The organism is Providencia sp. PROV236 (genome assembly GCF_033676985.1).
In the GTDB taxonomy this organism is placed as follows: domain Bacteria; phylum Pseudomonadota; class Gammaproteobacteria; order Enterobacterales; family Enterobacteriaceae; genus Providencia; species Providencia manganoxydans.
Map to the genome: position 1 here is coordinate 1,650,902 of NZ_CP096297.1, position 22,666 is coordinate 1,673,567.

The following is a 22,666-nucleotide window of genomic DNA, read 5'->3' on the forward strand; positions in this document are numbered from 1 at the left end:
GTATATCCCATGCCTCTGAGCGAGTGACTTATTTTGTATTTAGCTGTGCTTATTATTATTTTAAATATAGATTGCCACTCGCAGCATATAGTGAGTGGCATCGTTTAATTAAATATTAATAATATGTGTAATAAGATATTAATTACTTACAGCATTAACGTTTTTTGTCAATTTAATTTTTATTCAAGATAAAAAGATACATCAATACTTCCACGGTACGCACCTGCTTTTACATTCCCATTTTGGCAAAGATTAAAGTATAAGTTTTGGCGTAAATTTGTAGTGGTAATATCTCCTAGTTTAATGCGGTCATAGTAAACTAATGCATCACTGTGACCATTTCGACAGATATCTGATGCCGGTGGTACCTTAGTGGTTACAATATAAGGGCGCTCAGTTGAGTTAGCTGAATTTCCTGACAAAGAATCCAAAGCCATTCCGGCAAGATTCGTACTTGATGTTGTTCCTGTACTATTTTGACCATGCAATTGCTGATTAGCCGATAACACCATAAGTAATTTGCCAGTTGTCACACAATCTAATGACAGTGTGGCGGGGCGGGTTTCCAATAGTTGATTGGCTTTATAACCAGCCAATTGATTGTTAAATACAATATTGGTTGCAGTCATCGGTTTAACAATACACGAATCTAAGGCTTCGATACTTAGAGTGCTATCATTTAATAATTGTGTATCTGCTGATGCCCATCCATATATAGAATATAAGTTACTATGGCCGAACCGTAATTGTTCATCAGTTGACAGTCTATAACGTCCTTTTGTTATCGTTGTCGGAGCTCCTGATTCGGAGCTAGCATAAGCAGAAAAACTGCTAATATCAGCTGTAATATTTCCTGTTCTATTCCGTGAATCAGGAATAAAATATTTCTCAATTGTAGAAGTATTATTTTCAAGCTTCCAGCCTAAAGAGTTTGTTTGATATAAATTACCACTTATTGTTCTTGAACGCTTAATAACAGCTCTTTTTGTGACATATGAGTAATTTGTATTATAAAATGAAGCGGATACAGTACCATTTAGAAGTAATACAATAATTTTATTTGGATCATTTTCGTTAATAAGTCTAATACCTGGGGCTCCTTCATACTTTGGAAAGTTGGAATTAATATAGCCACCACTTAGTGTTGAAAATTGTAAGTAAACAGCATTGCTTGGAAGCATCGGGTAGTTAACGTTAGGATCCTGCAGCGGAGACGTGCTTGAATAGTGCCACGAAGGGTGATAGCTCAAAAAAGCAGACTTTGCTGAAGGGTATAACTCTCCCAAATAGCCTGATTGTCCAGCTCGAACAGTGAGTTTATCCGCTGCTAGTGCTGGAAATTGTGTAGCAAATAGCAATGTGAATAGCAAGCTTGATGCTACACTGGATGAAAATGGAAAATAGGATTTTATTTTTTTCATGGTTATTCTCTTATCCGTCATTTGGCTTTAATGCTCTTTATTTACATTCAGCTATTAGCGTTCTAACTGGTGAATCAGCAGTTACCGCTATACTTTCTAATGATGTGTAACTAATTGAACATTGATCACCTTGATTACCCCATTTAATGTTTAGTTTTCCGGAATTAGGTAATCCACTCATGTACAACTGATTATTAGAACCAACGATACCTGTATTAATATCATCATCTTTATCGGCAGAAATAAGCGTTGCAATGGCACCGAATGGTGGTATTTTACCTGCTGTACTAATATGAATGATGGCTTGGTAGCCAATTTTGGTTTTAAAGTTACGTTTGATAATTGCACCTTCAGTTGGGTACACCATCATTGATGTATCTTTAAAAGTAATATCATCTGGTAACGTATTGACGTTGACAGAAATTTGGTTTGCTGTATTGCTCGCTAATTGTGGAATAATCGCATTACCAAAGCGGTCAAACTTGGCACCCATTGTTAGCTCTGCGCCTTTAGCACCATCAGCGGTAATAATAGCGACGGTATCTCCAATATTCGGGGACAATGAAATCCCATCAGAGTGAGCGATCATTCCACCACTCATACTTACGTTCATTGTGCGGTTTGTGTCAGAGTAACTGTAACCAGCTGAGAGCGTTGAATTATCTGCTGAATATGTACCATTTAAGCTACCACCGTAGTTACTTCCTTGACTATTGTAGTTTTGGTACAAACCGTAACTGAATTTATTTTCTAATGCACTTCCTGTCAAACCTGCTTGATTTCGTGTTTCGCCGTGGTTATCAATGCTAATACCGTAACGAGCGCTCATCGTTTGAGCCATTTCATTATTAGTCAGTAAGCTGAAGGGCACTGTAATATCTAAAGAAACCACACGGTTTTCAGGCCATGAGTTGTTGTAGCTTTTTACTCGGTCAACCATATAACTTAAGCTATAAGATATGCCTTTGTAATTATTATTGTATGACATACCGACAGAGGTATTTGAGCTTTGCCCACCCCAATTCTTCAATTATGATACGTGTTTGGCTTAAACCGACGCCTGCTTGAGTAGTAAATGAAAGAGTCAATAAGGTAAAAATTAAGAATTTTAATTTTATCATTTTTTATTTCCTTTATAGCAGGCAGTATATTGATACTGCCTGCTCAACTAGCTAATTAACTAAAGTAGTTATTAGTCGTATGCAACGCTAAAAGTAACTGGAACATTTAAACTCTGAGCGACAGCATCTTTAGAAGTTGCATATAAACCAGCTGTAACTTCAACGATATAGTCGTTATCACCTAAAATTTTCAGGTTATTGATAGTTGTTTGTGCGTTAGGTGCTAATTCAGTTGTACCTGCTTTTAGTTTAACGCCAATTTGTGATGCTTGAGCATCAGCAAACATATCAGAGTGACCCGCTAAAGCTTCACCACTTGTTAGGATTGAAACTTCTGTTGCAGTTGTATCATCAGAATAAGTTTTAGTACATTTATTTAATACTAAGTTAAAGTTTGATTCTGCTAATGCTTTATTGATATCAGTAATTTTTTCGATTGAGTGAGTACCTAAATTTACTAAAGATTTAGAAGCACTGATATCACATGTTGCTGCTACTAAGCGCGCGTTAAAATTAACAGTAGCATCTTGCGCTGCGAATGTTTGAGAAGATAGAGCTGCAACCGCAAATGTACCAATTAAAGCAATTTTATTTAATTTCATGATGATCTTCCTAAGTATGTGAAAAGCTAAATTTAAAATATATATTTACTTGTTTTTTTTGTGTTTCTATTAAATATAATTAGGTTAAGTAGTTTAACTAGGGCCTTGTTCCTTTTAATAATAATTATATGGGCTCCATTCCATATTTTATCAGTAACCGTTAATGTTGAATTTAATTAAGCAATATTAACGTCGAACCTACTTCACTTAGTGAAGTGTTTATTGTTATCTGATACAAATATTTAACATGCTCTAATTAATACCCCTTAATGATGCAAATATTTAATATGTTCTAATTGATATTTTTATAGTAAAAACACTTAGTGATTAACATATTGCGTGTTAAACTGGAATTAAATATGGCCCACTCGTTATTTAAGTAAACACATTTCAGTCAATGGATAAGAATTTTTTTAATCGGTTTTGTCTATTGATTTAATGATGAAACTTGACAAAACATTTAAAAATTTGACTTTGTAATTTTATAAATTAACAAGATATGTGAATAGTTCTTTTTGGAATGATGATGGGATTATCATATATTTTAAGTTTATTTTATTTGTTATTTTTTTAATTTAAGATTGATATTTTCATTTTGTTACACTATCGTTTTTTTTGAAATACATTTAGTTATAGGTGTTTGTTATACACTACTATTGTGAACACAGTAAATATACATAGTGGAATCTCTCCCTAATATGTCATCAATAAATAAAATAGCTTGGGTTTATTTTCTAATACAGTAGAACTTAATAATAGTGATCTAGATGTGCTAGGCATCAATATGATAGAAATGTGCAAAGATGTGAGGTGTTTATATTGCATGTTGATTTTATTTATAGAGTGGTAAGCGTTTTCTTAATCAAAATGTCCAAATATTTTAACAAATTAATATAATATGGACGAGTAGCTATACTTTCTTATGATATAAATTTTCGGAACATTCATTATGTATGTTCAGTGCATTCGAATTAAATATCAATAGGTTAGCTCGCCATAAAGTCCATCATTTATTCAAAAAGACTCAGCTTATGACATTATAATGAGTGAAAGTGATAGTAGTTAAGTGATAGTAGTTAAGTGATTTAGTTACCTCTTTAGATAATTATGCTATAGCTTGTAAAGTAGTTGCCAATTGCTGCTTGCAAAGGGAGTTCATTTTTATGGATAGCTTACCGTCAATTTTACGTTAGTATTAGTGAAATTTTTGTGTTTTTAATATACAAGGATAGGTAAAACAAAGTTACATGCTGTATCTAACACAGATTTATTATTGACATAATGATGAGGTGAGTATGACAGATGCATGGTGGAAAGAAACGGTTGTTTATCAAATTTATCCCAAAAGCTTTTGTGACGATAATGGTGATGGAATAGGCGATCTAGCAGGGATCATAAAAAAATTAGATTACATACAAGCTCTTGGGGTAAATGTTATTTGGCTATGCCCTATTTTTAAATCACCGATGAAAGATAATGGTTATGATATTTCTGATTATTCAACGGTTGATCCTATTTTTGGTGATAATGCGACGTTAGATAAGCTAATTGCGGAAGCAAAAAAGCGTGGCATAAAAATACTCCTCGATTTAGTTCTCAATCATTCATCAGATGAGCATCCATGGTTTAAAGCTGCACTCGCCGACCCAAATAGCCGATATGCCGATTACTATACATTTATAGAATGGGATAAATCGACCCCCCCTAACAATTTACGTAGCTATTTTGATTGCTCGGTATGGACGCATGTTCCAAACACTCATCGTTGGTATTTTAATTCTTTTGGGCCAGAACAGCCGGATCTTAACTGGGAAAACCCACAATTACGTCAAGAAATTATTGATATGATTAATGTGTGGATAAAAAAAGGAGTCGCGGGTTTTCGTATTGATGCGATTGGTAATTTAAAAAAATCACCAGAGGCACTTTCAGTTCATTATTTTGCACCTGATCATGAAGATAGTACCGCCTCCCTGATCCCTTGGGTTGTCAATCAACCTGGGATAGATAAATTTCTTAATCAACTTGCAGATAATACTTTTCGCCCCGCCAATTGTATGACTGTTGCTGAAATTGATGTTCCTGAAAAAGATCTCTATGACTATGTAGGAGAACATGGCTATTTTTCGATGGTATTTGATTTTAGCATTGCAAATCTTGATATTGATGAACAACCACCTTTTACATTAAAGCCAATTACTGGAAAACGGTTAAAGCCAGTTTTTATAAAAAGTCAGCTTGATACCCAACGGGTAGGTTGGGGGGCTCCATATCTGGAAAATCATGATCAACCACGTTCATTAAATAAATTTCTGCCAAAAGGCACTGAATCATCTTTAGTTGCAGCAAAAATGTTGGCGACTTTTTTGTTGATGCAACGTGGTACGCCATTTATTTATCAAGGACAAGAGATTGGTATGACTAACTGTGCCATGTCGATAGATGAGCATGATGATTTACATGTTTTTAAATTATATGAATGGGGATTACAACATAATTATGATCAGCAGAAGATGATAAGTTATTTTGCTGCACGTAGTAGAGATAATGCAAGAACGCCATTCCAATGGAATTCAGACTTGCACGCAGGGTTCACTTCTGCATCACCGTGGCTAAAAATCAATCCTAATTACACAACCATTAATGCTCAAGAACAGCAACAGCAAGCAGATTCTCTTTTTTCATTCTATCAACAGCTTATTTCTCTGAGATTACATTCTGAGATCAGAGACATTCTTATTCATGGTACTTTTATAGCGCTTGAGGCACCAGAAAATGTTATTGCCTACCGTAGAGTATTAAAAGATCAATGGGTAAATATTTATTGTAATTTCAATGATAAAAATGAGAAGGTTAATAGTCATATAAATAAACTATATTTGAGTAATATTAAAGATTTAAATATTGAAAGTGAACATATTGTGCTAAACCCTTACCAAGCGATCATTTTTAAATGACTATCTATTTATGTAAAAATAAAGCGGCAACCTAAAATATGGGTTGCTGAAAAATTAAAATCTATAATGTAGATTACTGTTTATTTATGTTGGGTTTAGTTTTAATGTAAAAAATATTCGAATTTTTAAATAACAAAAAAAACACACTATAATATTAACTGTAAAGTGGATGTGATTAGTATGGTAGTAGTTTAATCACATTTGTTTTTTTAATGCATTGATAATAAATGGAAACTTTAAACTCACAAATGGGGTTTTTAAGGTGTAATAACTTAAGGTGACTAATTGGGATGAAGTTTTAATAACTTATAAACTTCTCACTTTATGCTGAAAAGCTCTTGTAAATTAATATGCAAGGTTAGCTTTAGCGAACCTAACAGGCATTACGGTTATTTAATTTTTTAGAATAAGTACGGAAGTAGTTGAAAGAAAGTTTTAGTTCGTTTCGATAATCTTTTTTATACATTACTGATTTATAATTTGAGGATAAGTTTTTCATGAGAATATTTTTGCTCTGATGTACTGATATTTATGTGCTAGTTTAACTCAAACAAGTAAAACAAAGTTGTCAGCGGCTTAATTATTCTAGTAAGAGATATAACATCATGATTAATTAGGACGATATTCGACAATCATAAAGGGGATATTGATGATATGGCAAATATTCACACAAAGCCTATTGCTTGTCATAATAAATTTCATTCAATGATAGTTGTATTCCTCCTTTTCAACCAAAAAGGAAGATGAACAATGGCAAATGTTAACTTTAAATTAAGCGCGGGGCATTCAACGCCATTAGGCTGTGTGGCCGATAAAAATGGCGTCAATTTTGCACTTTATAGTGAAAAAGCTGAAAGAGTAGAGTTATGCTTATTTAGCCAACAGGGTGAAGAAATTCGTTATGACTTAATACGTGATGATAACCATATCTGGCATGGCTATTTATTGGGTGCTACAGCTGGTCTTCATTATGGTTATCGAGTGCATGGCCCTTGGCAGCCAGAACAAGGTTTGCGTTTTAACCCTAATAAACTACTGATTGACCCCTACAGTCGAGCTGTGAGTAGTAAAGTACAAGATGCACATCTATTTATTGATGGGATAGATAGTAGAAATGTAATTGATAATGGAAGCATTGCGCCTAAATCGATTGTTACACAAGACAATTATGATTGGGGGGATGATGAATTACTAAATACGCCGTGGTCACAGACGATCATTTATGAAGCGCATGTACGTGGCTTGACTCAATTACACCCTGATATTCCACAAGAGATCCGAGGTAGCTATGCGGCTATTGATCATCCAGTAATGATTAGCTATTTAAAACAACTGGGTATTACTGCTATTGAATTACTGCCCATACAATTTCACCTTGATGAGCCTCGTTTGCAAAAATTAAATTTAACCAATTATTGGGGTTATAACTCGTTAGCGCCATTTGCGATTGAACCGACATATTGGTCTGGTCGAGCTAATACCTCACCGCTAAACGAATTTCGAGACATGGTAAAAGCCTTACATCGTGCAGGTATTGAAATTATTTTAGATATTGTCTTCAATCATACCGCCGAATTAGATCTTTTAGGCCCCACATTGTCATTTAGAGGTATTGATAACAGTACTTATTATTGGTTGCAAGATAATGGTGATTATCATAATTGGACGGGGTGTGGAAATACACTGAATTTATCTCATCCAATGGTGAAACAGTGGGTGATAGATTGCCTACATTTTTGGGCAAATGAGTGTCATGTTGATGGTTTTCGTTTTGATCTAGCAACAGTACTCGGTAGAACGCCTGAATTTTCCTCAAATTCCCCATTATTAAGAGCAATTACTCAAGATCCTGTTTTATCCAAATTAAAACTCATTGCTGAACCATGGGATGTTGGGACTGGCGGTTATCAATTAGGTAACTTTCCGACTCCATTTGCGGAATGGAATGACCGTTTTCGTGATGATATCCGTCAATTTACCTTAAATAAAGGTGTCCCTTTAGGTACATTTGCGAGCCGCTTCGCAGGCTCTAGTGACATCTATCAACAGAGCCAGCGCTTACCTTATGTCTCTATCAATAAAATTACTTCTCATGATGGTTTTACTCTTCAAGATGTTGTGAGCTTCAATCATAAACACAATCAAGCTAATGGAGAAAGCAATACTGATGGTAGTAATAGTAATCACAGTAATAACCACGGTTTTGAAGGGATAACTGACGATCCTCAAATATTACAAAAAAGATCTCAAAGCCAACGGCATTTATTGACCTTTTTGATGTTATCACTGGGAACACCGATGTTGCTAGCTGGTGATGAACAAGGAAATAGCCAACAAGGAAATAACAATGCTTATTGTCAGGATTCTCCTGTAAGTTGGATTAATTGGCAAACAAGAGACGAAGAGTTGATCCAATTTACAAGTCGGTTGACAGCTTTAAGGCATAAAATAACCGCTCTAACTGAAGGTGAATGGTGGACAGGAAATTTTTCTAGTGAAAAGAATGCCGCTGATGTGGTTTGGCTCAATCAACATGGAGAGCCATTAACACCTGAACAATGGCAATGGCATGAAATATTACCGTTACAAATATTATTATCTGGTAAGTGGCTAATAATTATTAATTTTACAGAGCAGAACCAGCATATAACACTCCCCGCTGGTCATTGGGTGAACAGTGAGCCTTTTCTCTGTTCTAGTGAAATGATTGAAAAACACCAAAGTAATCCAAGAAATATTGATGTGTTAATTAATAATAATTTTAATCATTAAGTTTTTTGAGGGGGTTATATGCCAGAAAAGTTATTGGCTCAATCACAATCAAACTCTGCGCAACGTTTAATGTTAGCAAGGCAGTTACCTAATAAAACGGTGGCGTTGATCCTTGCTGGGGGGCGAGGAACACGCTTAAAAGCACTGACTAATAAGCAACCTAAGCCATCATTATTTTTTGGTGGAAAATTTAGAATTATTGATTTTACATTATCAAATTGCATCAATTCAGGTATTTACCGCGTAGGGGTGTTAACACAGTATTATTCGCATTCATTGATCCAACATATTCAAAGGAGTTGGTCATTTCTGAATGATAAAGCCAATGAGTTTATTGATATTTTACCTGCTGAGCAAAAGCAAGGGAATGATGGATGGTACCAAGGTACTGCTGATGCCATTTTTCAAAATTTAGATATCATTAGGCATTATCAAGCAAAATATATTTTGATTTTAGCGGGGGATCATATCTATAAGATGGATTACTCGCAAATGTTGCTCGACCATGTCGAAAAAGGCAGCAAATGCACGGTGGCTTGTATTGAAGTACCGCGAGATGAAGCTTCTGGATTTGGAATTATGGATATCGATGAAAACGAACGTATTATTCAATTTATCGAAAAACCAGAAAATCCACCATCGCTGCCTAGCAAACCTGATACTTCATTAGCCAGTATGGGAATTTATGTTTTTGATGCGCAATACCTATATCAATTACTGAAAGAAGAAAACATTCTTATAGAAACTCATCATGATTTTGGTAAAGATCTCATCCCAAAGGTAGTCGCACAAGGGGTAGCATGGGCACATCCATTTGCTCGTTCATGTGTCACATCTAATTTTAATGAAAAAATTCAGCCATATTGGCGTGATGTCGGCACTATCGACTCTTATTGGAATGCGAATATTGATTTAGTGTCTGCTGCACCTGAACTAGATATGTATGACCATAATTGGTCAATTCGTACAGCAATGTACCCGCTACCCCCCGCTAAATTTATTCAAGGTAGTTCAGGAACACAAGGTATGGTCATTAACTCGCTAATTAACTCTGGTTGTATAATTGCGGATTCAATGATTACTAACTCAGTTATTTTTCAAGAAACAAATATTGATGCTTTTTGCCAAATTGATTCTTCAGTGTTACTCCCTAAGGTACGTGTAGGGCGTGCTTGCCGCTTAAAACGTTGCATTATTGATAAAGGTTGCCATGTGCCAAGTGGATTGGTGGTAGGCGAAAATAAAGAAGAGGATGAACAGCGTTTTTATTGTTCAGAGGGTGGAGTGGTACTGATTACGCAGGAAATGTTGGCACAGCTTTGATGGTATAGAGGAATAAGATGGATAGGGAGAAAAGGGAAATGCATATCCTATCGACTTATTCTGAATTATTTCTCTCTGTTCGTACCATTTAGAAATGTATCGATTGCATTTAGTTGTATGATTTTTGTTTTTGCCACTGATATTTGTTGGCATGGGGGTATTGAGTACGAGTGAAATATACGATACCACCAATACTACCCCCAAAGATACGTTTATACCAGTATAGATTGGTTTAGCTAAGTTTAGTGCGATGCATTGCTGTGATTGGTTTTTTTGGAGGGTTTGTTTAGGTATGGATAGCTCTATTTAGTTGCTAATGGCGTCCCCTGCAGGAATCGAACCTACAACTAGCCCTTAGGAGGGGCTCGTTATATCCATTTAACTAAGGGGACTTTACCGCTAATGCCGCAGTGGTTGGCATTCTACTTCTGACTTCCTGTTGAATCAAGTTGTTACGTGGAATTTCTTTTATCAGAAGCTGCAAAAAGAGCTTTTAGTTGTTTTTTTGCTCAAGTGATGTTTTGGTTGACTGGTTAGATAAATAAGTTGTATGTGATAATTGGATAAATGAGAATTATACGTGTAAATCATAGTAATACTTAAAATAGTGTGCATTATCACTATGAATCTTCTACATTTTTGTGTTTCTTGCCCGATAAAAAGTGATTCTTACCTGTTTAATCACATTTCTTATAATGATGGATGCCATAAATAAGGTATAGTTAACATTATGGTTGCTTAGTTGTTCTTAGCACTCAAATTGATTAACAATTATATCTGTTTGGTTTTAATATAAACATATTAGCTTATAATTCGTAGAAAAGTGCCATGGCTGGTGGTGCAGGGGATGGAGAGTATTATGAAGTTTCGCATGAGTGGCGTTCTTCTTGCGGGAGTTTTGCTTGTTGGATGTTCGAGTTCAATAAACCCTGAAACTCAGGAACGTTCGGATCCGCTTGAAGGTTTTAACCGAGCGATGTTCAATTTTAACTACAATGTGTTAGACCCATACGTTTTAAGGCCTGTTGCAGTGGCTTGGCGTGATTATGTACCGATGCCTGCACGTAATGGTTTAACCAACTTTTTTGTTAACCTTGAAGAACCAGCCAGTATGCTGAATAGCTTCCTACGAGGCGAAGTCAGCCAAGGTTTTAAACATTTTAATCGCTTTTTCCTCAATACCGTTTTCGGAGTGGGGGGGCTTATCGACGTAGCTTCAATGGCAAACCCTCAGTTAGCGAAAGAAGAACCTAAACGTTTTGGTAATACTCTAGGTTACTATGATGTTGGCTATGGCCCATACGTCGTGTTACCCGGCTACGGTAGCTTTACGGTACGTGAAGAGGGGGGTAACTTAGTCGATGATCTATATCCGATGTTAAGTTATTTGACGTTCTGGATGTCAGCGGGTAAATGGGCGCTTGAAGGTATTGAAACCCGTTCACAATTACTCGATTCTGATGGTTTATTGAAGAACTCTTCAGATCCGTATTTGTTAATGAGGGAAGCCTATTTCCAACGTAATGATTTCTTATCGAGTGGTGGGGAATTAAAAGCGACGGTGAATCCTAATGCATCGGCAATCGAAGGTGATTTAGATTCTATTGATTAGTCTATGTGATTAACGTTATCACTCTCTTTTGTCATCAGACATTAGAGAGTGATAAAGATGTTATTCATTGCCTCGGTTTCCTCGAGAAGTTATTGCATCTACTAGTGCGATGACGCCTAATACGCCAATAAAGCCAACAGTAAATAAAGTTCCCATACTTTTCTCCTATGTGCTCATATCTGCCTCTTTATGATTAACGCTCGGCGTGTTAATGATGGCTTAACGTTAATGTGTTTTGCCCATACATCTATGCTGCCATGTTGAGCTATACAATAAACTTATTGTACATAGCGTTATGACAAGAACATGCAGGGTGTTGTGATGTTATGAAAAAGAATTGCAAAACTATTTACAACGAAATGGGTGTTTAAAAACAAATTGAAATAGTTTTACAGTGGTAGGCGTGGTGTAGGGACTGTTAACAGTTAATTTACAAGCCAGCCATAATTTAATTTATAGATTTATCTGGGCAGATGTCAAGTGCAACTCAGGCGAGAACTGCGTTTTCAAGGCTTTTTACGTAGTAGTAGGTAGGATATTTTGCTACCTTGATGATGATAATGTGCTTTCAATGTAGAAAATCAGGTTAATGCCAGTGATTTATAACTTAAAAATGAGGTTTTACAGATAGAAAAAGGTTTGTTTGTATTTGGGAAAAATAATAACAGGGGGATGCCCCTGTTATTTATGAGGCTCATATCAATTAAAATGTATAGTTGAAGTTTACGCCATACAGCCAAGCTGAACCTTCAGATTTAAACTCGTAGGCTGGCAGTGGCACAGCTGCGCTCTCGCTGAGTTTTTCGGAGATATTCACTTTCTTGCCATACATATAAGAGATACCAAGGTCAACGGAGGCGTTTTCATTAAATGCATAGGTTGTACCCGCACTTAACCAGTAGCGATCTTGGTCAGGAATAGAAATTGAGCGATATTTAGTTGGTACAGGGCTTTCATCGTAGGCAATACCGGTACGGAATGTCCAATTATCATCATAGAAGTAGGTGGTACCTAAAGCAAAGCGCCATGCATCTTTAAAGTTTTCTGCTTTGTGGAATAATAGTTCATTATCACTACTACGGTATGCGGTAAGATCTTTAAATTCACTCCATCCCGTGTAGGCAACGCTATAGTGTAATGCCCACTTTGGTGCAACTTTATGGTAACCAGAGAACTCCCAAATATCAGGTAAGTTCAGATCAAGTTTCCCTTTGATTTTCTCACCACCAGTTCCCACAAGGTCACCAGGTAGAGGCCCGCCATTTGGTAAACTAGTTGGTAAATCGTTTGAGTATTTACCATCTTCAAATTTGACCTTAACCTTTGAACGATAAGTCAAACTAAAGCGGTTATCAGGGTTTAATTCATAGAGGATCCCTGCGTTCCAGCCATAGCCCCAATCGTCACCCGTTAATTTTGCCATAGTGGTACTTGCTGGCAACGCAGGTAGGCCAAGCATCGGAGTTAGTCGACCAAGATCACCCGCATGACGTGTAATTTCTGCATCTGCATAAACAGCATCAACACCTAAACCAAAACTAAAGTTATCATTTAAGCGGTAAGCACCACTTAAGTTTAAATTCACGGTTTTTAGGTCAGTTTTACCGCCGATAGGGCCTGCGGCATAGTTTTTGTTGAAATCAGTTGCGAGCCCAAAGTTTGTCGTCATTGAGGTACCCACTGCCCATTTATCATTAATAGGGAAAATAAAGTGAGCATTAGGTACTACCGCACTTGGTGCGATATCATTCGCATTTAAATTACTACCGAGTGGGGAGGCTCCACGGCCTTTAATATCAACGCTCGGATCAATATACACCGCACCAACTGAAAGAGCAGGACGATCAAATAACATCATCGCTGCTGGGTTACGACTACCTTCACTTGCGTTATCGCCGATTGCACCTGCCCCAGAAAATGCACGTCCTAGCGCAGATGTGGAATATTCATTAAGCAAAAAACCAGCGGCTCCAGCGTTAGATGAAATCATTGCCACTGCTATTGCCAAAGCTGATCGAGTAAATAGGTTTTTCTGGCTCATGACCAAAACCCTCTTGTTTATTATTTATATTAGGCGACTTCTATCGCAAGAAGCGCAGAATTGTAGGGTCGCTTGCCTTTATGACAAATCAGACCAGTTACTAGAGTATAGGTCTGACCACCTTATGTGTTGCAAGTATGTTTTACAATTATCTCTGAATTGTTTTCAAAATTGCGATGTGTTTAACAAAATTGCAACATTGAATGGTGCCAATTTTACTTATAGCTGTAATTTATGGGGTTAGATCAAACTTATAGCAGATAGTCGGTGATAGCTTTGGTATACACTGGTTTTTCGCTGTTTTTCGGCGTTATGATAGCAGCTTAACAGTTTGTTGATTTGGAGAATAAAATGACTGATGCGATTAAGCGCTGTAGCGCAGAAGAGACAGCTGCTTGCTGTTGTGTGGATGTGGGCACAATCTTAGATAACAAAGATTGTACTGCATCATATCAGCATGTTTTCGCAAGCCAAGCAGAAGCGGAAGCCATGTTGAAACAGTTAACAGAAAAAGCTAAATCAGTTGAATCAGACCCTTGTATCATCAAACATTCGATAGCGAATGTTGAGGGCGGTGTTGAGCTATCAGCAGATTTCACATTTAGCTGTGAAGCAGAAAGTCTGATTTTTCAATTGGGCCTGCGCTAATCAATCAACTGATTAACTATTTGCGACCTTCGCTGTTGATTTATTGCACAATAGTGAAGGTTTCTTTATTTTCTTGCAATATCTATTTCCTACCTTAATTGTTCCAATCTTTCATTGATACTCATTAAGTTGTGTGCAAGCTCGCATTTTCTCAATATCACGGTTTTCTGAATGTAACCTTTATGTTAACAATGATAACAGGTCAGACCTCTTAGGGTTCAACAGTTGTGAAAGTATCGCTATTAAATTAGGTTTTTAGGTGCATATCTATTTATTACACCTAAATGTAAACAACGACGATATCTGTAGGGTCTATAAGCTAGAAAATTTTAGCGGGAGCTACCATGAATCAAACTTCCCATCATGGCGAAAGTAATTATTCAGCAAAAGAAAGGATCGCGATTGTGAGTGGTCTACGTCTACCTTTTGCTAAACAAGCGACAGCATACCAAGGGGTTGCCGCGGTTGATTTGGGAAAAGCGGTGGTTGCTGAATTACTCAACCGAAGTGGTATTGAGAAAGAGTTGATTGAGCAGTTGGTATTTGGGCAAGTTGTGCAAATGCCTGCTGCTCCAAATATTGCAAGGGAGATTGTGCTCGGGACGGGTATGAGTGTTTCAACGGATGCTTATAGCGTTTCACGAGCCTGTGCAACCAGTTTTCAAGCAATGGCTAATATTGCTGAAAGTATGATGGCTGGCCATATCTCCGTTGGTATTGCCGGTGGCGCCGATTCCTCTTCAGTTTTACCAATTGGCGTATCCAAAAAATTAGCTGCAACACTACTTTCTTTGAGTAAAGCTAAATCGTTAGGCCAAAAATTATCCCTTATCGCGAAATTACGTTTAAAGGATTTGTTACCCGTTGCACCAGCAGTCGCGGAGTATTCTACAGGGTTACGTATGGGGGATACCGCTGAACAAATGGCTAAAAGCTACCATATTAGCCGTGAACAACAGGATGAGTTGGCTCATCGTTCACATTTGCTGGCGGCGAAAGCATGGGAAAGTGGTGTATTAGAGCAAGAGGTGATGACCGCTTATATGCCACCTTTCAAACAAGCGTTTACTCAAGATAATAATATTCGTACAAACTCAGTTTTATCTTCTTATGCAAAATTAAAGCCTGCATTTGACCGTAAACATGGTTCTGTTACCGCGGCGAATAGTACTCCATTAACGGATGGCGCGGCTGCTGTTCTAATGATGACAGAGTCGCGAGCAAAAGCATTAGGTTATACACCATTAGGTTATATTCGTAGCTTTGCTTTTTCTGCGATTGATGTTTGGCAAGATATGTTACTAGGACCATCTTATGCAACGCCGATTGCACTGAAACGTGCAGGGCTGACATTGCAAGATCTCACCTTAATTGATATGCATGAAGCATTTGCAGCTCAGACGCTGGCAAATCTTAAATTATTCTCAAGTCGCCAATTTGCACAAGAAAAATTAGGATTAACCAAAGAAATTGGTGAAGTGGACATGGATAAATTTAATGTTTTGGGTGGTTCTATTGCTTATGGACACCCTTTTGCTGCGACAGGTGCTCGTATGGTAACGCAAACACTTCATGAACTTCGCCGGCGTGGCGGTGGGTTTGGCCTAACAACTGCATGTGCAGCGGGTGGCTTAGGTGCAGCAATGATTTTGGAGGTGGAATAATGACTGATTATTCTCCGCGAGAAATGCAAGGTGAAATCGCTAAGGGGGCATTTCGTCTTGAAGTTCATTCGCAAACTGTAGGGGTGATTTATATTGATGTCCCTAACGAAAAAGTGAACACCTTAAAGGCTGAATTTGCCCAGCAATTCCTTTCCATATTACAGCAGGCACAATCAACATCAGGCTTGAAAGGGCTGGTGATCACCTCTGGGAAGAAAGACAGCTTTATTGCTGGTGCTGATATTAGCATGATTGCTAATTGCACGAGTAAAGAAGAAGCCAGTGAACTTTCAAGAGAAGGTCATATTTTATTTGATAAATTAGAAAATTATCCATTGCCTATCATTGCTGCTATTCATGGGGCTTGCTTAGGAGGGGGCTTAGAGCTGGCATTAGCTTGCCACGCACGCGTTTGCTCGAATGATGATAAAACACGACTAGGTCTACCTGAAGTACAACTTGGGTTACTTCCAGGATCTGGTGGAACACAGCGGTTACCTAAATTAGTGGGTATTCCTAGTGCATTAGATATGATGCTGACAGGTAAGCAGTTACGCGCTAAGCAAGCTCAAAAAATCGGACTAGTGGATGATGTCGTACCTGAAACTATTTTGCTGGATGTTGCTATTCAAATGGCAAAGAAAGGTAAAATTCAGCGAGCTCCTATCCATTGGCAGCAAAGGTTGTTAAGCAGTAGATTATTACGCAATAAAGTATTTTCAACGGCTAAACAGACGGTGATGCGTAAAACCAAAGGGCACTATCCAGCACCTGAGAAGATAATTCAAGTTGTGAGAACAGGGGTCGAAAAAGGGGCTAAAGCGGGATATGATGCGGAAGCAAAAGCCTTTGGTGAGCTAGTGATGACTCCACAATCGGCAGCATTGCGCAGCCTCTTTTTTGCGACAACTTCATTAAAAAATGAAACGGGTTCAGCAGCGGTTCCTGCTAAATTTAAACAGATAGGTGTGTTAGGTGGTGGTTTGATGGGCGGAGGGATCGCTTATGTTACTGCAATGCGAGGTGATCTTGCTGTTCGTATCAAAGACATTAATGAGAGCGGTGTAGCGCAAGCACTGCGTTATAGCTGGGATCGGCTAACTCAGCGCGTGAATAAAAGGCGAATGCCTGCTCGTGAACGTGATGCAGTCATGGCGAAAATATCAGGTACTCTTGATTATCAAGGTTTTGAGCATACTGATATCGTTGTTGAGGCGGTATTTGAAGATCTCGCATTAAAGCAAAAAATGGTTGCGGAGATCCAAGATGTGACTAAAGGCCATGCTATTTTTGCTTCAAATACATCATCATTACCTATTAATCAGATTGCAGAAAAAGCCAAACACCCCGAAAAAGTGATTGGATTACATTATTTTAGCCCTGTAGATAAAATGCCTTTAGTGGAGGTGATCCCTCATCAGCAGACAGATGCTCAAACTATTGCAACGGCGGTCGCTTTAGCTAAAAAGCAGGGTAAAACAGCAATAGTCGTTGGTGATGACGCGGGGTTCTATGTTAACCGCATTTTAGCGCCTTATCTATGTGAAGCGGCTGAGTGTTTAATGCATGGCGAGTCAATTGAACATATTGATAGCGCGTTAGTCGATTTTGGGTTTCCTGTAGGGCCATTCAATCTGTTAGACGAAGTGGGTATTGATGTAGGGACAAAAATTCTTCCTATACTCGTCGAGCGTTTTGGAGAGCGTTTTATGGCTCCTGAACTTTTAGATAAAGTGAATAAAGATGGTCGTAAAGGTAAGAAAAATGGTAAAGGTTTTTATTTGTATGAGCATCAAGCGTCATCTAAGTTATTCTTTTGGAAAAAGGCTCATAAGCGCCAAGTTGATAAGAGCCTTTATTCATTAGTGGGTATTCATCCACAAAATCATTTAAGCAAAATTGATATTGCAGAACGTTGTGTGCTGTTAATGTTGAATGAAGCGGTACGATGTTTAGATGAAAAAATTATTCAAAATGCACGTGATGGAGATATCGGTGCTGTATTTGGAATTGGCTTTCCGCCATTCTTTGGTGGTCCTTTCCGCTATATGGATAGCTTGGGTATTCAAAAAACAGTTGATACGATGAATAACTTAGCTGAAAAATATGATGAAAAATTCAGACCTTGCGATCGATTGTGTCAAATGGCACAAAATAATGAGCAATTCTTCTCTGAGTAGAACATTGAATAGCGAAGAAAGGATAATGATCTAGGTGTAGTGAGTCAGGCTAGGATCAAATAAATAGAGTGCTAACCTGATAAAAAACCTGATGAATTTGCTTGTTATAGCAAACATCGGGTTTTTTTATGGTTAATTGTCGGGGAAATGAAAGCATCACAAAGTAGGTAAGATAGGATAAACAGTAACGTTAAGTTGACTGCAAAATCTAGATATATTTCAGACAAACTAAAAACAAAAAAACTACTTAAGTCATTTTATTTTTAAATGGTTTGATGCAGAATCACACATTCGGTGTGGTTAATGCTGATTTTTGCAACAATTGTGTTTTCAATAATTTGAAGCTTAGTTAGGTTGTTTTGCGTGAATGAATAATGCTTCAATAGAATATTATCATTTGATATATAAAGGTATTTTAATAAATAAGGTTAGCGAGTCTGGTGACTTAGTTAACCCAAATGGTGGATTATGCAAGTTTATATTATGCGTCATGGTGACGCGGCATTACAGGCTGCCAGTGATGCAGCGAGAGCGTTAACGCAAAAGGGAAGAGATGACTCAGCATTGATGGCTCAGTGGTTGAATAAACGTAACCCAGCAATTGATAATGTACTTGTCAGTCCTTATTTGCGGGCGCAACAAACGCTACAGGTGGTTAGGGAAAATTTAAGTCTTCCTATGCAGGCAGAAGTAATGGAGATGTTGACCCCGGGGGGAAATGCCACATTTGTAGCTGATCATATTCGTGATCTCACAGTGACGGGAGCAAATGCGGTATTAGTCGTTTCTCATTTGCCATTAGTTGGTTATTTAGTTTCTGAGTTGTGTCCACACGAGGCACCACCTATGTTTATTACTTCCTCAATCGCTTGTATTGAAATCGATGTGGGGCACCATAAAGCTCATTTAGACTGGATGCTTAGTCCATCACAATTATTCTCAATGAACCAATAGTTAACTAGCCCCTAAGGGGCTACTTTAAGTTAACGGATCTAACGCCTGATGCTTTCTTGGGTTTCAATGAGTAACAGAATTGAGGCGTTACCTCCCCATTCTTTAGGTGCTTGATGAAAGGCAATAATATCTGGATGCTGTGCCAACCAGAGCGGTGTTTGTTGCTTTAGGATATGTTTACCATGGCCATGCATAATACAAGCACAAAATATATTTTCACGTTTACATGCCGCAATTAATGCACCAATTTCTTGCTTAGCTTCCATTTGGGTCAAACCATGTAGATCAAGAAAGAGTTCCGGAACGTAATCTCCACGGCGTAACTTTTTTAATTCGTAAGGGCTTTCGCCGGGTTTTAGATAGCGAGTAGGGCCTTCATCTTCTAATTGAGGTTGGAACTCATCAGAAAAATAAAATGTTGCATCAATTTGTTCTTGTTGAACTTTTTTACTCGATGGCTGAGTCACTTTGGCACGAATAGGTGTATGTAAAATTTGATCTTGTTTTATCTTCTTTGCGCCCTGGATAGCTTCTTTAAACAGATGAATATCATCATCATTTAACCCAAATTTGTTTTTCATTATATTAACTGTCTTTTTTAGATAATTATATTTCTTTAAGTTTAACCTATTTTTGTCTCTTATTGTTAGAGGCGTAATTTCTAAGACTAAAATAACAAATTTTTAACTAAACTATCGAGTATACATTGACAAATCACGCTGTTTTGTCTAATTGTATATACATATCTATACCTGTTGTTTTGTTGCAACATTCAATGCATTTTTAAACCATAGGATTTGTTATGTCATTTAAAACCCTAGCTCAAGATGTTATCTGGCAAAATGGCCGTATTGCAACCATGGATCAGCAGTCTGATATTGCTTATGGATTGCTAGAAAATGTTGATATGGTGACACGCGGCAATCTGATTGTAGCGCTTGTTCCAGCAGGATCGCTTAATACTACAGATTGCCACGTTGTGGATTTAGCAGGGCGCTTAGTGACACCGGGTTTGATTGATTGTCATACACATTTAGTGTTTGGTGGTAACCGTGCGGCGGAATGGGAGCAACGCATGAATGGCGTTTCTTATGAAACGATAAGTCAGCAAGGGGGGGGCATTAACTCAACGGTGCGTGCGACTCGTTCATTGGATGAGGAGCAGCTTTTTCAGGTTTCTCAACCTCGGCTAGAGGCATTGATCCGTGAGGGTGTTACGACTATTGAGATGAAATCAGGCTATGGTTTAGATTTTGTCAGCGAACAAAAGCAATTATTAGTCGCTAAAAAACTCGCAGACTCTTACCCCGTTAGCGTCAGTTCTACATTATTATCGGCTCACACCGTTCCCCCTGAATATAAAGATAAAGCTGACGAATATATTGATCTTATTTGTAATGAGATTATGCCAGCTTTGTGGCAGCAAGGTTTATTTGAAGCCGTTGATGTGTTTTGTGAAAGTGTAGGTTTTTCTTTGGAGCAAAGCCATAAACTGTTTGCCGCAGCACAAAAATTAGGTATTCCAGTAAAAGGGCACGTAGAGCAACTGTCCAATCTCGGTGGTAGTGAGCTCGTCGCAAGTTTTAAAGGCTTATCGGTTGATCATATTGAGTATCTTGATCTCAATGGTATTCGTGCCTTAAAAGAAAGTGGAACGGTAGCGGTACTTTTACCGGGGGCATTTTACTTTTTACGGGAAACTAAATTACCACCAATTGAGCTGTTACGTGAACATAAGGTCCCGATGGCCGTATCGACAGATTTTAACCCAGGAACCAGCCCTTTTGCGTCATTGCGTATGATCATGAATATGGCAGCGGTATTGTTTAGATTAACACCTGAAGAAATTTGGGCCGGTGTGACATGTCACGCTGCGAAAGCATTAGGCCGAGAGGATACCCATGGGCAGTTAAAAGTGGGATATCAGGCGGACTTTGTGGTATGGAATGCTATTGATCCCGTTGAGATGATTTATGAGCAAGGTAGCCAGCCTTTATATATGCGCGTTTATCAAGGAAATATTAGTCACCATAATGCTTAATGGTATTGGTTGGTTATTAAGTCATAAAATTCTTATATCGCCATACAAAACTGATAATATAGATAGGTAAGTTATTTCTCTTAAGCCTATTTTGCAGGAGATTAGATTTTATTTGCGACGGTCAAAATATTGGCTACTTGATTGTATACTCTAGATAATTTGAGCGATGGCTAGGTGACAAGTGTGTCAGTCCCTAAGAGCATAATCAGTATGTGATTGGCATGGGGTAGCCACGAGCTTTAACAAAAGTATTGTAACTTGAAGTATGGCGAGTATATAACTCGATAGTGCCAAGGTAGCTCTTGCCAATTTTATTGCGAGCTTAATATTTTACTTTTTTAATGGAAAAAATTGTGACGGCAAATAAAAAAAGTCCTAGGGACACCCCTGTTCCGCTCTACTTACAGGTAAAACAGCTGATTACGGAAAAGATCCATAATGGAGAATGGCAACCTAATGACCGTGTCCCCTCCGAATCAGAACTGGTAAAACAATTTGAATGTAGTCGCATGACGGCTAATCGAGCATTGAGAGAATTAACTGCTGAAGGGTTATTGGTGCGTGTGCAAGGGGTCGGTACATTTGTTGCCGAGCCAAAGGGGCAATCAGCGTTATTTGAGATCCATAGCATTGAAGCGGAAATATTAGCGAGAGGCCATAACTACAGTTGTAAAATCATAAGATTAGAACAGGTTCCTGCATCGGTTTCCCTTGCTGCTGAGTTGAACATTTCAGCGGATACAATGGTATTTCATTCTATCATTGTTCACTATGAAAATGAGGTAGCCGTACAGATAGAAGATCGCTATGTTAATGCGCTAGCGGCTCCTGATTATTTAAAACAAAATTTTTCAGCTATTACCCCTCATGATTATTTGTCAATGGTTGCACCCTTGACGGAAGGAGAACATATTGTTGAAGCGATAGAAGCTGATGAACGAGCCGCCAAATTGTTGAACATTGCTATCGGCTCCTCTTGCTTATTGATATCGCGACGTACGTGGTCTCAATCATTTGTTGTGACAAGTACAAAATTATTATTTCCCGGAAATCGCTATAAGCTAAAAGGGCATTTTACCTCTTAGGAATAGTAAGCAACGCTTGATATTAAGGTTGCTTGCTATTTATCTTTTTGAAAAATAGTGCATTTAATTATCTGTCAATTAAACTCACTTCAGTTTACTTTCCTGAATTCCTCCAATAGGTCATTCAATTTATTAATGTGAATTAATTGTAAATCTAATGTGATCTCACTGGCAGATTTAGAAGAATTATTCACCATCAACTTTGAGTAAAATCATTATAACTAGCTAATAAATAATAACTTATT

At 37.8% G+C, this 22,666-nt stretch carries 15 protein-coding genes and 1 tRNA gene; 10 read left to right on the plus strand and 6 right to left on the minus strand.

The features are described 5' to 3' along the window. Positions 1–179 precede the first annotated feature (179 nt). From M1E96_RS07175 to M1E96_RS07185, 3 genes are all read right to left on the minus strand, one after another. A complete protein-coding gene (locus M1E96_RS07175) occupies positions 180–1,421 on the minus strand; it encodes a hypothetical protein (RefSeq protein ID WP_272579900.1) in 1,242 nt (413 codons plus the stop codon). A gap of 37 nt (positions 1,422–1,458) precedes the next feature. Continuing rightward, the gene (locus tag M1E96_RS07180) at positions 1,459–2,451 is read right to left on the minus strand and encodes a fimbria/pilus outer membrane usher protein (RefSeq protein WP_272579901.1); all 993 of its coding nucleotides are present in this window, start codon (positions 2,449–2,451) and stop codon (positions 1,459–1,461) included. A 162-nt stretch (positions 2,452–2,613) separates the two neighbouring features. Then, the gene (locus M1E96_RS07185; protein ID WP_272579902.1) at positions 2,614–3,144 is read right to left on the minus strand and encodes a fimbrial protein; all 531 of its coding nucleotides are present in this window, start codon (positions 3,142–3,144) and stop codon (positions 2,614–2,616) included. Positions 3,145–4,439: 1,295 nt separating this feature from the next. Between M1E96_RS07185 and M1E96_RS07190 the strand changes: the two genes are divergently transcribed. The 3 genes from M1E96_RS07190 (at position 4,440) to glgC (ending at position 10,196) form a co-directional block, all read left to right on the plus strand. Next, positions 4,440–6,101 (plus strand): alpha-glucosidase, encoded by a 1,662-nt coding sequence (locus tag M1E96_RS07190; protein WP_369427445.1) that lies wholly within the window; start codon positions 4,440–4,442, stop codon positions 6,099–6,101. A gap of 750 nt (positions 6,102–6,851) precedes the next feature. Beyond that, positions 6,852–8,873, plus strand: coding sequence for a glycogen debranching protein GlgX (glgX, locus tag M1E96_RS07195; protein ID WP_337979900.1), 2,022 nt, complete (start codon positions 6,852–6,854; stop codon positions 8,871–8,873). A gap of 18 nt (positions 8,874–8,891) precedes the next feature. Beyond that, entirely contained in the window at positions 8,892–10,196 is a 1,305-nt protein-coding gene (gene glgC / locus M1E96_RS07200; RefSeq protein ID WP_272579905.1) for a glucose-1-phosphate adenylyltransferase, read from the plus strand. Positions 10,197–10,513: 317 nt separating this feature from the next. On the opposite strand, the gene M1E96_RS07205 is transcribed toward glgC, so the two are convergent. Then, positions 10,514–10,588 (minus strand) — tRNA-Arg (locus M1E96_RS07205). Between the two features lie 467 nt (positions 10,589–11,055). Here M1E96_RS07205 and mlaA point away from each other — a divergent pair. Then, positions 11,056–11,808, plus strand: a complete 753-nt coding sequence (gene mlaA / locus M1E96_RS07210; RefSeq protein WP_070929162.1) for a phospholipid-binding lipoprotein MlaA — start codon at positions 11,056–11,058, stop codon at positions 11,806–11,808. Positions 11,809–12,511: 703 nt separating this feature from the next. Here the strand turns inward: mlaA and fadL are convergent. After that, positions 12,512–13,849, minus strand: coding sequence for a long-chain fatty acid transporter FadL (fadL, locus tag M1E96_RS07215; protein ID WP_369427446.1), 1,338 nt, complete (start codon positions 13,847–13,849; stop codon positions 12,512–12,514). 351 nt (positions 13,850–14,200) lie between these two features. Here fadL and M1E96_RS07220 point away from each other — a divergent pair, with 351 nt between their 5' ends. From M1E96_RS07220 to sixA, 4 genes are all read left to right on the plus strand, one after another. After that, on the plus strand, positions 14,201–14,497 hold the full coding sequence (locus M1E96_RS07220; RefSeq protein ID WP_272579907.1) for a YfcZ/YiiS family protein: 297 nt from the start codon (positions 14,201–14,203) through the stop codon (positions 14,495–14,497). 344 nt (positions 14,498–14,841) lie between these two features. Then, entirely contained in the window at positions 14,842–16,161 is a 1,320-nt protein-coding gene (gene fadI / locus M1E96_RS07225; protein ID WP_272579908.1) for an acetyl-CoA C-acyltransferase FadI, read from the plus strand. Between the two features lie 23 nt (positions 16,162–16,184). After that, positions 16,185–18,341, plus strand: coding sequence for a fatty acid oxidation complex subunit alpha FadJ (gene fadJ / locus M1E96_RS07230; RefSeq protein ID WP_272579959.1), 2,157 nt, complete (start codon positions 16,185–16,187; stop codon positions 18,339–18,341). A 468-nt stretch (positions 18,342–18,809) separates the two neighbouring features. Beyond that, a complete protein-coding gene (gene sixA / locus M1E96_RS07235; protein ID WP_272579909.1) occupies positions 18,810–19,295 on the plus strand; it encodes a phosphohistidine phosphatase SixA in 486 nt (161 codons plus the stop codon). A 38-nt stretch (positions 19,296–19,333) separates the two neighbouring features. On the opposite strand, the gene smrB is transcribed toward sixA, so the two are convergent. After that, entirely contained in the window at positions 19,334–19,876 is a 543-nt protein-coding gene (gene smrB, locus M1E96_RS07240; RefSeq protein WP_140178711.1) for an endonuclease SmrB, read from the minus strand. Positions 19,877–20,097: 221 nt separating this feature from the next. On the opposite strand from smrB, the gene hutI reads away from it, so the two are divergent. Both hutI and hutC read left to right on the plus strand, forming a co-directional pair. Beyond that, positions 20,098–21,336: an imidazolonepropionase gene (gene hutI / locus M1E96_RS07245; protein ID WP_272579910.1), complete on the plus strand. Its 1,239-nt coding sequence runs from the start codon at positions 20,098–20,100 to the stop codon at positions 21,334–21,336. A 341-nt stretch (positions 21,337–21,677) separates the two neighbouring features. Beyond that, the gene (hutC, locus tag M1E96_RS07250; RefSeq protein WP_070929167.1) at positions 21,678–22,421 is read left to right on the plus strand and encodes a histidine utilization repressor; all 744 of its coding nucleotides are present in this window, start codon (positions 21,678–21,680) and stop codon (positions 22,419–22,421) included. The last annotated feature ends 245 nt before the right edge of the window (positions 22,422–22,666 follow it).